14 protein-coding genes are annotated in these 13,122 nt (G+C 73.3%); 10 read left to right on the forward strand and 4 right to left on the reverse strand.

Annotated features, from left to right (window positions below; translation table 11 throughout):
• Position 1: 1 nt before the first annotated feature.
• The 6 genes from HLV61_RS11345 to HLV61_RS11370 all read left to right on the forward strand — a co-directional run bounded on the left by HLV61_RS11345 (position 2) and on the right by HLV61_RS11370 (position 5,552).
• Complete coding sequence (locus tag HLV61_RS11345; RefSeq protein WP_369255386.1) at positions 2-1,261, forward strand: acyl-CoA dehydrogenase family protein; 1,260 nt, start codon at positions 2-4, stop codon at positions 1,259-1,261.
• A 33-nt stretch (positions 1,262-1,294) separates the two neighbouring features.
• Entirely contained in the window at positions 1,295-2,854 is a 1,560-nt protein-coding gene (locus HLV61_RS11350; protein ID WP_369255388.1) for a class I adenylate-forming enzyme family protein, read from the forward strand.
• 31 nt (positions 2,855-2,885) lie between these two features.
• Complete coding sequence (locus HLV61_RS11355; protein WP_369255390.1) at positions 2,886-3,827, forward strand: LLM class F420-dependent oxidoreductase; 942 nt, start codon at positions 2,886-2,888, stop codon at positions 3,825-3,827.
• Positions 3,828-3,894: 67 nt separating this feature from the next.
• Complete coding sequence (locus HLV61_RS11360; protein ID WP_369255392.1) at positions 3,895-4,638, forward strand: SDR family NAD(P)-dependent oxidoreductase; 744 nt, start codon at positions 3,895-3,897, stop codon at positions 4,636-4,638.
• A 241-nt stretch (positions 4,639-4,879) separates the two neighbouring features.
• Positions 4,880-5,278 carry a nitroreductase family protein gene (locus HLV61_RS11365; RefSeq protein ID WP_369255394.1) on the forward strand — a complete coding sequence of 133 codons (399 nt, stop codon included), beginning with the start codon at positions 4,880-4,882 and terminating at the stop codon, positions 5,276-5,278.
• Positions 5,163-5,552 carry a nitroreductase family protein gene (locus tag HLV61_RS11370; RefSeq protein WP_369255411.1) on the forward strand — a complete coding sequence of 130 codons (390 nt, stop codon included), beginning with the start codon at positions 5,163-5,165 and terminating at the stop codon, positions 5,550-5,552. The genes HLV61_RS11365 and HLV61_RS11370 overlap by 116 nt, the downstream gene beginning before the upstream one ends.
• 73 nt (positions 5,553-5,625) lie before the next feature.
• Here HLV61_RS11370 and HLV61_RS11375 read toward each other — a convergent pair whose 3' ends face one another.
• Positions 5,626-6,402 carry an SDR family NAD(P)-dependent oxidoreductase gene (locus HLV61_RS11375; RefSeq protein WP_369255396.1) on the reverse strand — a complete coding sequence of 259 codons (777 nt, stop codon included), beginning with the start codon at positions 6,400-6,402 and terminating at the stop codon, positions 5,626-5,628.
• 165 nt (positions 6,403-6,567) lie between these two features.
• On the opposite strand from HLV61_RS11375, the gene HLV61_RS11380 reads away from it, so the two are divergent.
• Positions 6,568-7,557 (forward strand): zinc-binding dehydrogenase, encoded by a 990-nt coding sequence (locus HLV61_RS11380; RefSeq protein WP_369255398.1) that lies wholly within the window; start codon positions 6,568-6,570, stop codon positions 7,555-7,557.
• Positions 7,558-7,591: 34 nt separating this feature from the next.
• On the opposite strand, the gene HLV61_RS11385 is transcribed toward HLV61_RS11380, so the two are convergent.
• The 3 genes from HLV61_RS11385 to HLV61_RS11395 form a co-directional block, all read right to left on the reverse strand.
• On the reverse strand, positions 7,592-8,359 hold the full coding sequence (locus HLV61_RS11385; protein WP_369255413.1) for an acyl-CoA dehydrogenase family protein: 768 nt from the start codon (positions 8,357-8,359) through the stop codon (positions 7,592-7,594).
• Positions 8,257-8,754, reverse strand: a complete 498-nt coding sequence (locus tag HLV61_RS11390; protein ID WP_369255417.1) for a hypothetical protein — start codon at positions 8,752-8,754, stop codon at positions 8,257-8,259. The genes HLV61_RS11385 and HLV61_RS11390 overlap by 103 nt, the downstream gene beginning before the upstream one ends.
• Positions 8,755-8,878: 124 nt before the next feature.
• Entirely contained in the window at positions 8,879-9,724 is an 846-nt protein-coding gene (locus tag HLV61_RS11395; RefSeq protein ID WP_369255400.1) for a helix-turn-helix domain-containing protein, read from the reverse strand.
• A gap of 273 nt (positions 9,725-9,997) precedes the next feature.
• Here HLV61_RS11395 and HLV61_RS11400 point away from each other — a divergent pair, with 273 nt between their 5' ends.
• From HLV61_RS11400 to HLV61_RS11410, 3 genes are all read left to right on the forward strand, one after another.
• A complete protein-coding gene (locus tag HLV61_RS11400; protein WP_369255402.1) occupies positions 9,998-11,557 on the forward strand; it encodes an acyl-CoA synthetase in 1,560 nt (519 codons plus the stop codon).
• Entirely contained in the window at positions 11,554-12,333 is a 780-nt protein-coding gene (locus HLV61_RS11405; RefSeq protein ID WP_369255404.1) for an enoyl-CoA hydratase-related protein, read from the forward strand. Before HLV61_RS11400 ends, HLV61_RS11405 begins: the two co-directional genes overlap by 4 nt.
• A 67-nt stretch (positions 12,334-12,400) precedes the next feature.
• Positions 12,401-13,122: thiolase family protein (locus HLV61_RS11410; RefSeq protein ID WP_369255406.1), on the forward strand; the 722-nt coding region annotated here is incomplete at its 3' end.

The raw sequence follows: 13,122 nt of genomic DNA on the forward strand, positions 1-13,122 counted from the left end.
GATGTTCGACCTCGGACCCCGTTCCCAGGAGCTGGTCGTGCGCATGCACGACTTCCTGGCCGACCACGTCTACCCGGCGGAGGCGGTGTTCGCCCAGCAGGTGGAGGACGGCGGGTATCCCCGTCCGACGCCGCCGGTGCTCCAGGAGCTCAAGGAGACCGCACGCGGGCTGGGGCTGTGGAACCTGTTCCTCCCGCACCCGGAGAAGGACCACGAGCCCCTCTCCAACCTCGACTACGCGCCGATCGCGGAGCTGAGCGGCCGGAGCCTGGAGCTCGCGCCGGAGGCCATGAACTGCGCGGCCCCGGACACCGGGAACATGGAGCTGCTCTCCATGTTCGGGACGCCGGAGCAGAAGGAGGAGTGGCTGTGGCCGCTCATGGCCGGCGCGATCCGGTCGGCGTACGTGATGACCGAGCCGCAGGTCGCGTCGTCCGATGCCGGGAACATCGAGACGACGATCGAGCGGGACGGCGACGAGTGGGTCGTCAATGGACGCAAGTGGTGGATCTCCGGGCCGATGCGCGAGGACTGCCGGCTGCTGATCCTGATGGGGATCACCGACCAGGATCCCGGCGCGTCCCGGCACCGTCGGCACAGCATGGTCCTGATCCCGCGCGACACCCCCGGGGTCGAGGTGGTGCGTGAGCTCGAGGTGCTCGGCTACCACCCCTTCGAGACGCACGTGGAGATGCGGTTCACCGACGTCCGGGTGCCGGTGGGCAACCTGCTGGGCGAACCGGGGGCCGGCTTCGCCATGTCGCAGGCGCGCCTCGGCCCGGGGCGCATCCACCACTGCATGCGGCTGATCGGTGCCGCTGAGCGCGCGCAGGAGCTGATGATCGACCGGGCCGGGCGCCGTTCGACGTTCGGCAGCCCGCTCGTCGAGCGCGGGGTCATCCGGGAGTGGATCGCCGATTCCAGGATGGAGATCGACCAGGCACGCCTGTACACGCTGCGCACGGCGTACCTCATGGACACCGTGGGCAACCGCGAGGCGGCCAGCGAGATCTCGGGCATCAAGGTGGTCGTGCCCAACGTGGCCCGCCGCGTGGTCGACCGCGCGATGCAGGTCTTCGGCGGCGCCGGTCTCTGCCAGGACACCCCGCTCGCGCGGATGTACGCGGAGACGCGGATCGTCCGCATCGCCGACGGCCCCGACGAGGTGCACCGTCGGGCGCTGGCGCGGACCGAGCTGCGTCGTTTCGAGGGGGCCACGACCCCGGCGCCGCGCGGCGCCACCAGCCACCTGGCGCTCTGAGCGCCAGCAACACGAGGGGAGCAGACGCGGGCCATGGGTCTGTCACGCAACGTCTTCGGGATGCTCGAGCGCACCGCCGAGTCGCACGCCGGGGACCGTCCGGGGTATGGCTTCGAGGGGGAGGTGCGCACGTTCCGCCAGATGCGCGACGCCGCCCTCGCGGTGGCCGGCGGGCTGCACGCCCAGGGCGTCCGTCCCGGCGACAAGGTCGCCGTGATGATGGGCAACCGGCTGGAGTGGGTGGAGGTCTACTTCGGCCTGGCCGCGCTCGGCGCGGTCTGCGTCCCGGTGAACGTGCTGCTCACCGGTCCGGAGATCGCCCACGTCTGCCGCGACAGCGCATCCCGGTGCCTGGTGGTGGACGAGGTCGCCTCCCGCGGGCTCGCGGGGCTCGAGCACCAGTTCGACCTCGTCGTCACGGTGGGCGACGTGGCCGTCCCCGGAGAGGCCCAGCAGGTGACCTGGCAGGAGGTCGCGGCCGGCCACGCCTTGCCCGAGGAGCACGCCGGGCCGGATCTGGACGACACGTTCCTGCTCTACTACAGCTCCGGTACGACCGGGTTGCCGAAGGCGGCCGAGCACAGCCACAACGGCGTGCTGTGGAACGCGATGGGCCAGCTGCAGGGTTTGTCCCTGCACAGCCAGCACCGCTACCTCGTGATCCCGTCGCTGTCCTGGGCAGCGGGGTTCCACAACCTCGTGATGGCGCTGACGTGGAACGGCGGGTACGTCGAGCTGCGCCGGACCGGTGGCGCCTCCATGGAGAGCATCGTCGACTCCGTCGAGGAGCACCGGATCACCCACGTGATGCTGGTGCCGAGCCTGCTCCGGGAGCTGGTCAGCCGGCCCGACCTCATGCAACGGCTCTCCGCCAGCACCCTGGAGTGGATCGTCACCGGAGCCGAGCCCGTGCCGCGCAAGGTCATCGAGACCGTGAGCCGCGGCGTCCCCGGCGTCGACGTCTGCCAGGGCTACGGGCTGTCGGAGTTCCCGACCATCACCACCGTGCTGATGGCGGACGAGGTCTTCGACCACGAGGGGTCCGCCGGGCGCCCGCTGCCGCACACCGAGGTGGCGGTGCGCGACGACGAGGGACTGATCCGCCGCCACGGCCGCGGGGAGCTGCTGATCCGCTCGCTGGCCTCGATGAAGGGCTACCACGACCGGCCGGAGCAGACGGCCGAGGTGTTCCGCGACGGCTGGCTGCACACCGGCGACCTGGTCGAGCTCGACGAGGAGGGCTTCGTGACCATCGTCGGCCGGACCAAGGACATGATCATCTCCGGGGGCCTGAACATCTACCCCAAGGAGATCGAGGACGTCATCCACAGGATCCCTGGCGTCCAGGAGTGCGCGGTCGTCGGCGTTCCGGACGAACGGTTCGGCGAGTCGGCGGTGGCCATCGTGGTGGCCTGCGACCCGGAGTTCGACGAGGCCGAGATCCGGCGAGCGTGCGAGGCGCAGCTCGCCTCCTACAAGCGGCCGCGCGAGGTGATCGTGCGGGTCGAGCCGCTGCCGCGGAACGCGAACGCCAAGCTGCTCAAGCGCGAGCTCCGCCCCTGGGCGGCCGAGCGCCTCGGCGTGGCCGAGTGACGACCGCGTGAGCACCGCGCAGCGGTGGGGGATGACCCTTCCACTGGAGGGGCTGCCGCTCACGGAGCAGGCGGACGTCGCGCGCGAGCTGGAAGACCTGGGGTACACCGACCTCTGGACCGCCGAGGGCATGGGCACCGACGGCTTCACCCCGCTGGCGGTAGCGGCGGCGGTCACCACGACGGTGCACCTCGGGGTGGCCGTGGCACCCGCCTTCACCCGCGGACCGGCGCTGCTGGCGCAGACGGCCGCCACCATGGCGGCGAGCGCGCCCGGGCGGTTCACGCTGGGCATCGGCGCGTCGTCCGACGTGATCGTCGAGCGGTGGAACGGCATCCCCTACGAACGGCCGCTGTCCCGCTGCCGCGACCTGCTGCGCTTCCTCCGCGAGGTGCTGGCGGGCCACCAGGTCGACCAGCGGTACGAGACCTTCGAGGTGCAGGGCTTCCGCCTCGGGGTGGTGCCCGACCCGCCACCGCGCCTGCTGCTGGCCGGTCTGCGCGACAAGATGCTGGGTCTGGCCGGCGCGGAGGCCGACGGTGCGGTGCTCAACTGGCTCTCCGCCACCGACGTCGCCCGTGTCGTGCCGCAGGTGCACGCCGGCGGGCCGGGCAAGGACGTGGTCGCACGGGTCCTCGTCGCACCCACCGCGGACGCCGAGCAGGCCCGCGCCCTCGGCCGGCGGCTGATCACCGCCTACCTGAACGTGCCGGTCTACCGGGCGTTCCACGGCGCGCTCGGCCGCGACGAGCTGGAGCCGATGTGGAAGCTCTGGGCCGAAGGCGACCGCAGGGGCGCCGTGGACGCCGTCCCCGACCACGTCGTCGACGAGCTGGTCGTGCACGGACCGCCGGAGGCGTGCCGGGAGCACATCCGGCGGTTCGTCGACCGCGGCGTCACGGTGCCGGTGGCGCACCTGCTGCCCGTGGGGGGAGATCCGGTGCAGGCGTGCCGCGACCTGGCCCCGCCCTGAACCGGGTCGCGCGCGAGCCGCGACCGACGAGCTGACCGATCGACGCAGACCGACGAGGAGGAACAGGGTGCAGGAGTTCGCGGGCAAGGTCGTGCTGGTGACCGGCGGCAGCCGGGGGATGGGCCGGGAGATCGTCCACGCCTTCGCCGAGCGTGGTGCCGACGTCGTCGTCGCCAGCCGGAAACGGGAGAACTGCGAGGCGGTCGCCGCCGAGGTCCGGGACGAGCACCGGGTGCGCGCCCTGGCGCTCGGCGCCAACGTGAGCTCGTGGGCGGACTGCGACCGTCTGGTCGACGACGTCTACGGCGAGTTCGGCCGGGTCGACGTGCTGGTCAACAACGCCGGGGCCTCGCCGCTGTACCCCAGCCTCGACCGGGTCTCCGAGGAGTACTTCGACAAGGTCATCGGGATCAACCTCAAGGGCCCGTTCCGCCTCACCGCGCTGATCGGCACGCGCATGGCCGAGGCCGGCGGCGGCTCCATCGTGAACATCGGGTCGATCGAGGCGATCCGGCCCCAGCCGATGGCGCTGCCGTACGCGGCGGCCAAGGCAGGCCTGCACACGCTCAGCGAGGGCTTCGCCCAGGCGTTCGGCCCGACGGTGCGGGTGAACACCATCCAGGCCGGGGCCTTCCTGACCGACATCTCCCAGGGCTGGCCCGAGGGGCTCAAGGAGGAGATGGAGGGGAAGGTGGCGCTCGCCCGGTGCGCCGAGCCCTCCGAGATCGTCGGCGCAGCACTGTTTCTCGCCGGCTCCGCCTCCTCCTACGTCACCGGTGCGGTGCTGCGCGTCGACGGGGGGTGGCGGTAGGCCGCCCGGGCGGACAGCGGCCCGCGCCATGGCCGCGCCGCCGCCCCGGCGCCCCGGCGTGCGCCCTGGGGGCCCGCTCCGGAGCAGCCGCCGCGACGTGATCCTGCGGTCGGCGATCGACCGGCTCACCGCCGTGGGGTAGCACGGCACGTCGCTCCGCGACACCGCCGACGGTGCCGGCGTCTCGACGACCTCGATCTCCCAGCACTCCGGGTCGAAGGAGGGGGTCCTGCGCGAGATCATGCTCGCTGCGATCACCCAGGCCGTGCAGTTGCGCACCCGCTGCTCCTGCCGGGCCTTCCGCCCCGACCCGGTGCCCGGCGACGTCGTCGACGAGGTACTCCGGCTCGCCCAGGCGACGCCGTCGTGGTGCGACACCCAGCCGTGGCAGGGCCACCTGCTCAGCGGCGAGGCGACCACCCGGTTCGGCGAGGAGCTCGGGGAGCACGTGCTCAGCGGCGCCGGGAGGTGGCCGACCTCGGCGTGCCGGCGTACACCGGCATGCACGCCGAGCGGCGCCGGTCATCGGGCCACGGCCTCTACGCGGCGCTCCGCATCGCGCGCGAGGACCGGGCCGCCCGCGCGGTCCGGATGCTCGAGGACTCCTCGTTCCCCGGCGCCCCGCACACGGCGGTGGTGACCTCCGACCGGGCGCTGGGCACCACGGGGCCGTGGACTGCGGCGCGTACGTCGGCACGCTGGTGCTGGCGGCCCAGTCGGCCGGCCTCGGCGTCATCGCGCAGGGCGCCGTCGCGATGCGGTCGGACTTCGTCCGCCGGTGGCTCGGCCTCGGTGACGACCGGCTCGTCGTGTGCGCGGTCTCCTCCGGCTCCGCCGACGACGCCGACCCCGTCAACCGCTTCCGGACCACCCGCGCCGACCTCGACGCCGTCGTCCACCGGGTGGACTCCTGACGCACCCGCTCCCTGCCGCCGCCCGGGACGCGGCACGGCCCCGGCTCGACGAACCGGGGCGTGCCGCCGGGCCCTACTTGGGTGGCATCCGGATGCCACCGTCGACGCGCACCGTCGCGCCGTTCATGTACGAGTTGGTCACGCACTCCACGACCATGCTGGCGAGCTCGTCGCCGGTGCCGAGGCGGTGCGGGAAGAGCACGGACTCGCCGAGCTTGGCCTTGAACGTCTCCGCGTCCTCGCCCTGGCCGTAGATCGGGGTGTCGACGAGCCCTGGCGCGACGGTGTTGACGCGCACGCCGATGGCGGCCAGGTCACGGGCCACCGGCAGGGTCATGCCGACGACCCCGCCCTTGGAGGAGGAGTACGCCGCCTGGCCGATCTGGCCGTCGAAGGCGGCGACGGAGGCGAGGTTGCAGACGGCGCCGCGCTCGCCGGACTCCAGCGGCTCGGTGCGGCTCATGGCGGTCGCCGCGAGCCGGATGGCGTCGAAGGTGCCGATCAGGTTGATGGCGATGACCCGCTTGTAGGCGTCGAGGTCGTGCGCGGACCCGAACTCGCCGTCCCGGCCGACGGTGCGCTGCGCCCAACCGACACCAGCGGAGTTCACCAGTACCCGCAGCGGACCGAGCTCGACGGCGGCGGCGACGGCCGCCGTCAGCTGCTCGGTATCGGTGACGTCGACGTGCACGAACGTGCCGCCGATCTCGTCGGCCAGCGCCTGGCCGGCCCCGTCCTGCACGTCCGAGACGACGACGCGGGCGCCGAGCCCGGCGAGCCGACGGGCGACAGCGGCGCCGATGCCCGACGCGCCCCCCGTGACGATGGCGGATGCTCCGGTGATGTCCATGCGCGCAGCCTAACGAAGCGAACGTTCGGTCGGTACGGTGTCGGCATCGACGGCCACCCAGCACGGTGGTCCCCATCCGGGCCGGCCGCTCGACCCGGCGCCCGCCGTCCACCTCCGGCGAGGGTCGGCCCCGGACCGCGAGGGCGAGAGGGGCACCTCATGGTCATGTGTCGGGTCCTGGCCCGCGAGTTCGGCCCCCCGGAGGGCCTGGTGGTCGAGCAGGCCGCCGTTCCGTTCCCCGACGAGGGCCGCGTGCTGGTGGAGATGCGCGCCGGCGTCGTCAGCTTCGTCAACTCCCTCCTGGTCCGCGGCGCGTACCAGGTGAGGCACCCGCTGCCGTTCGTCCCCGGCACCACGGGTGTGGGCGTCGTCCGCGCGGTCGGTCCCGGGTGCAGCGCCTCCTGGGTGGGCAGGCGGGTGGCGATCACCCAGATGGAGGGCGGGTGCCTGGCCACCCACGCCCTCGTCCGGCGCGATGCGCTGGCGTCCGTGCCTGACGACGTCCCCGACGCGGTCGGCGCCGCCGTGCTGGAGGCTTGGTCCACGATGCAGCTCGCCCTGACGCGCCGGCACCGGCTGCAGCCCGGCGAGACGATCCTGGTCCTCGGTGCCGGCGGCGCGATCGGCCGGGCTGCCGTCGACGTGGCGAGCGCCCTCGGCGGTCGGGTCATCGCCGCCGGTTCGAGCCGGGCCCGGCTGACGTGGGCGGCCGATCGGGCGGACGTCGACCTGGTCGACCTCTCGGTCTCGGGCCTCGGCGACGGCGTGCGCGCGCTGGCACCGGGTGGCGTCGACGTCGTGGTGGACCCGGTGGGCGGCCCGCTGGCGACGGAGGCCCTCAGGTCGCTCGCGCCGTTCGGGGCCCACCTCGTCCTCGGCTTCGCCTCGGGGGACGTCCCGCGCTTCGGCGCGAACCGGGTGCTGATCGCGAACAAGACCGTCGTCGGAGTCGACCTGGGGCACGCCCTCGGTGCCGACCCGGCCCTCGCGGAACGTCTCATGTCCGAGGTCCTGGAGGCGGTGTCGACGGGACGCTACCGACCCTGCGCGCCCGTCGAGTGTGCGTTGGAGGAGGTTCCTGGCGTGCTCGCGGAGATCGAGCGCGGTACGCGCACCGGGCAGGTGGTCGTCACCATGCGGGCTCCGACCGGCTAGCGCCCCGTCCCGGCTGCCGGCCGTCCCGTCGTCCTCAGCCGGGTGGCAGCAGCGGCCTGCGGCCCAGCTCGCCCTTCGCGATCGAGCGGAGGTGGACCTCGTCCGGCCCGTCGAACAGCCGCATCGCACGGTGCCACGCGTACGTGCCGGCCAGCGGCGTCACGTCCGTGACGCCGGCGCCGTGCAGCTGGATGGCCCGGTCGATGACCCGCGTCGCGGCCCGGGGAACGCTGACCTCGGCCATCGCCACCAGGTCGCGGGCGGCCTCGTCGCCCTGGGTGTCGATGACGTGGCAGGCGTGGTGGCACACCAGCCGGGCCTGCTCGATCTCGAGCCGGGACTCGGCGATCTGCTGCTGCACAACAGCCTGGGCGGCGAGCGGCCCGCCGAAAGCCACCCGCTCCCGCGCCCGCAGCGCCAGCGCCAGCGCCCGCTCGGCTGCGCCCAGCGCGCGCATGCAGTGGTGGATGCGTCCGGGGCCGAGGCGTGCCTGGGCCCCGGCGAAACCGCCGCCCTCCTCACCGATGACGTTCGTGACCGGCACGCGCACGCCGTCGAAGCGGACCACGGCGTGGCCGTGCTGGTCGTGGTGCCCCATGACCGGGTAGTGGCGCACGACCTCCACACCGGGGGTGTCGCGGGGCACCAGGACCATGGTCTGCTGCCGGTGCGGCGAGGCGGTCGGGTCGGACTCGGCCATCAGGATGAAGAAGGCGCACCGGGGATCCATGGCGCCGCTGGTCCACCACTCCCGGCCGGTGATGACCAGCTCGTCGCCCTCCCGCTCGATCCGGGTGGCGATGGTGGTGGCGTCGCTGTGGCGACGTCCGGCTCGGTCATCGCGAAGGCCGAGCGGATCTCGCCCTCGAGCAGTGGCTCGAGCCACTGACCCTTGTGCTCCTCGGTCCCGAGCAGGTGGACCAGCTCCATGTTGCCGGTGTCCGGTGCGGCGCAGTTGATCGCCTCGGGGGCCAGCTCCAGGCTCCAGCCCGAGAGCTCCGCGATCGGTGCGTACTCCAGCTGTGTCAGGCCGGACTCGGCCGGGAGGAAGAGGTTCCACAGCCCCCGGGCCCGGGCCTCGGCCCTCAACCGCTCGACGACCGGCGGGACGTCGTGCCCGTCGGGGCCCGAGGCTCTCCGGTGACTCCGGTACTCGGTTTCCGAGGGCAGCACGGTGTCCCGCATGAACGTGACCATGCGCGCGCAGCTCGTGCGCCTCGGGGGAGGGGGAGGGGGAGGGGGAGGGCCTACTCAAACACCGGCACTCCTGAACGAACCGATCACTCGGTCGGTCTGAACCCAGGGCTCCGGTCGGCACCGGTCAACGCACGGCGCGGACGAGGTCCCGGGCGAACTCGACGTAGTCACGCGCGACCACCTCGGGGGACGAGGGGCCGGCGGGGGACCACCACGTCGGCAGGGCGGTGCACATCGTGACGACGGCACGCGCCGCCTGGCGCGGCAGCGGCGTGGCCATGAGGCCGCGCCGGCAGCCCTCGGAGACCTCCTCGTCCACCATGCGCTGCACGTCCAGTCGCGCGGTCGCGATCCGGCTGCGGTCCGGCTCGTCGACGCTACGCATCTCGCTGGCGCCGATGAAGCCGAGTTCGCGGCGGTGGGTGTGGAACAGCGCCAGGCACTCGACGAGTCGGGCGAAGCGCTCGACCGGCCCGTCCCCCTCGGCCCGTGCGGTGCGGGCGCGATCGAGCAGGTCGTCCATCGTGAGGTCGAGCAGTGCGACGAGGAGGTGCTGCTTGGTCGGCCAGTGGTGGTAGATCCCCGCGACCGACAGCCCGGCGCGCTGGGCTATGTCCCGGATGCCGGCGCCGTGGTAGCCGAGCTCCACGAAGGCGCTCAGCGCGCCGGCGAGGGGTGACGCCAGGTCCAGCGGGGGGAAGTCGCGCCAGGTCCGCTCCGGCTCCGGGCGACGGGGTGGGGGAGGGCTCAGGTCGTCGGGTTCGGCGCCGAACAGCCTCGCGGCCGCGGCCAGTCGTGGTCCGCTGATGCCGGTGTGCCCGTTCTCGACGGCGCTCCAGGTGGCTGCGCTGACGTGCAGCGCCCGCGCGGTGTCCCGCAGGGTGAGGCCGGCGGCGCGGCGGGCCTCCCGCAGGCGCAGCCCCAGCGGCTCGCGGGCCGCTGCCGTGCTCGTCTCCTCGGACGGTCGCACCCTGCCGCCTCCTCCCGACGCGAGCCCGTGGGCGGCTTGACAAGCCCGCCCGGCGAGTGGAAGGTACCAGCCATCTGTTCAGGTCTACCGATCGCTCGATCGCTCCCTGGGGAGGGTGGCGTGCCGGTCGCGAGGTCGCCTGTGCCGTCGACGTCCGTGACCACGACGGCCCGCGGCGTCCGGATCCGCCCGCGGGGGACGATCCGCGTGACGCCCCGCTGACGCCCTGCGCGGCACGCACCCTCCACCGACCGGCTCGTACGAAGGACCGCCATGTTCCCGGGTATCCACGCAGCGCAGGCGCCGGACCGGCCGGCGGTCATCATGGCCGGCCGGGATGCCTCTCTGACCTACGGCGAGCTGGAGGAGAACTCCCGGCGGCTCGCGCACCGACTCCGCGCCCAGGGCTTCCGGCGAGGGGACGTCATCGGCCTGCTCTCGGGCAATGACGTCCGGGTCTTCGAGGTCTACTGGGCCGCTCAGCGCACCGGCCTCTACGTCACCGCGATCAACAAGCACCTGAGCCCCGGCGAGATCCGGTACGTCCTGGAGGACAGCGGCGCGGAGGCCCTGTTCGTGGGCCCGGGGATCGGGGAGCTCGCGTCGGGTCTGAGCACCCACGCAGGAGTGCGCTACGCGGTGGCCATGGACGGGACACCGGACCACGGCGGCACCTGGCACGGCTACGCGGACCAGCTGGCCGCCGCCCCGGACGAGCCGCTGGCCGACCAGCCACGGGGTGGCGACATGCTGTACTCGTCGGGCACGACGGGGCGGCCGAAGGGCATCCGCCCTCCGTTGCCCGACCGGCAGGTCGACGAGGCCGGGGACACCATGGTCGCGCTCTTCGGGGACCGCATCGGTCTGGGGCCCGACACGGTCTACCTGTCTCCGGCGCCGCTGTACCACGCCGCGCCGCTGCGCGTGTGCGCCACGGTGCAGGCCTTGGGGGGCACCGTGGTGGTGATGGAGAGGTTCGACGCGGAGCAGGCACTGGCCGCCATCGAGCGGTACCGGGTGACCCACAGCCAGTGGGTGCCCACCATGTTCGTGCGCATGCTGAAGCTCCCGGACGAGGTCCGCGGCCGCTACGACGTCTCCAGCCTGCGGGTCGCCGTGCACGCGGCCGCGCCGTGCCCGGCCGAGGTCAAGCGCCAGATGATGGACTGGTGGGGGCCGATCCTGCAGGAGTACTACTCCTCGACCGAGGTGGCCGGGATGACGTGGGTCGACCCGGAGGAGTGGCTGACCCACCCCGGCTCGGTCGGACGGTCCATCCTCGGCACGCTGCACATCTGCGACGACAGCGGCGAGGAGCTGCCGACCGGCGACGTCGGGACGGTGTACTTCGAGCGCGACGCCCGGCCCTTCGAGTACCACAACGATCCGGAGAAGACCCGGTCGGCCGAGCACCCGCAGCACCCGAACTGGACGACGGTCGGTGACATCGGTCACGTCGACGAGCACGGCTACCTCTACCTCACCGACCGCAAGGCCTTCGTGATCATCTCGGGCGGGGTGAACATCTACCCGCAGGAGATCGAGGACGCGCTCGCACTGCACCCCGCCGTCGCCGACGTGGCCGTGATCGGCATCCCCGACGACGAGATGGGCGAGCAGGTGAAGGCCGTCGTCCAGACAGCTCCCGGGGTGGAGGCCGGTGAGGAGCTCGCCGCGGAGCTGATCGTCCACGTCCGCTCGCGGCTGGCCGGCTACACGGTGCCGCGCAGCGTGGACTTCGTCGACGAGCTGCCGCGGACGCCCACCGGGAAGCTGGTCAAGGGCCCGCTCCGCGACCGCTACCGCACGAGCGCCACGGCGGTCGCACCGTGACCACCGTCCGGTACGAGCAGCACGACGGCGTCGCCCGCATCACGCTCAGCGACCCCGATCGGGGGAACGCCCTCAGCCCGCCGATGGTCGCCCAGCTGGCGAAGGCGGTGCGACGGGCGCGAGCCGACGACGTGCACGTGGTGGTGCTCGCCGGCGAGGGCCGGGCCTTCAGCGTCGGCGGCGACGTCCAGGCGTTCGCGGGGGCCGAGGACACCGAGCAGATGGTCGACGACCTCGCGGAGGCCCTGCACCGGGTGGTCAGCGACCTGCACCGGATGGACGCCGTCGTGGTCTCGGTCGTGCAGGGCACGGCGGCCGGTGCCGGGGTGCCGCTGGCCGCGGCGGCAGACCTGGTGCTCGCCGCTGCGTCGGCCCGGTTCACCCTCGCCTACACGAAGATCGGCTTCTCCCCGGACGGCGGCAGCACGCTGCTGACGGCATCGCTGGGGCTGCACCGCGCGCTCCGGCTCGCCCTGCTCAACCCCGTCCTGACGGCCGAGGACCTGCGTGTCGCGGGGCTGGTCGCGGAGGTCCACCCGGACGACGAGCTGGCGGCAGCCGTCGACGACGTGGTCGCCGGCCTGCGCGCCGGGTCGAGGGAGGCCCAGGTCGCGGCCAAGCGGCTGCTCCGTGAGACGGCCACGCCCGGAGCGGAGGCCGCGCTGCGCCGGGAGACGCTCTCGATCCGGGCGCGTGCGGCGGGTCCCGACGGCCGCGAGGGCGTGGCCGCCTTCCTGGCGAAACGGACCCCCGGCTTCCCGAGCAGCGAGCGATGACGCGGCACGAGCCTCTCGGAACCGGGATCCCGGACGAGCACCCAGGTAGGACGAAAGGACGACGGACATGCGCGACGCAGTGATCGTGGAGGCCGTGCGGACGCCGGTCGGCCGACGCAACGGTGGGCTGTCGGGGGTGCACCCGGCCGACCTGTCGGCGCACGTGCTGACCTCCCTGGTCGAGCGGGCAGGGCTGGACCCGGCCCTGGTCGACGACGTCGTCTGGGGCTGCGTGTCCCAGGTCGGCGAGCAGACGTTCGACATCGCGCGCACCGCCGCGCTGGCCGCGGGCTGGCCGGAGACGGTGACCGGCGTGACCGTGGACCGGCAGTGCGGGTCCTCGCAGCAGTCGGTGCACTTCGCTGCCGCCGGCCTGATCGCCGGGCAGTACGACGTCGTGGTGGCCGGCGGGGTCGAGTCGATGAGCCGGGTGCCGATGGGCGCAGCCGTCGGCGACGCCGACCCCTTCGGCTCGCGCTTCGCCGCCCGCTACGACGGCGTCTTCCCCAATCAGGGCATCGGCGCGGAGATGATCGCCGAGCGGTGGGGGCTCTCCCGGCAGCGGCTCGACGAGTTCTCGGTCGCCTCGCACGAGAAGGCCGCCGCCGCCCGCGCCGAGGGGCGGTTCGACGCCCAGATCGCCGCCGTCGGCACAGACTCCGGGGTCGTCGCCCAGGACGAGGGCATCCGGGAGAGCACGGTGGAGAAGCTGGGCACCCTGAAGACGGTGTTCAAGCCCGAGGGCGGCGTCATCACCGCCGGCAACTCCTCGCAGATCTCCGACGGCTC

Origin of the sequence: Geodermatophilus amargosae (genome assembly GCF_041028265.1) — a bacterium.
In the GTDB taxonomy this organism is placed as follows: Bacteria; Actinomycetota; Actinomycetes; order Mycobacteriales; family Geodermatophilaceae; genus Geodermatophilus; species Geodermatophilus amargosae_A.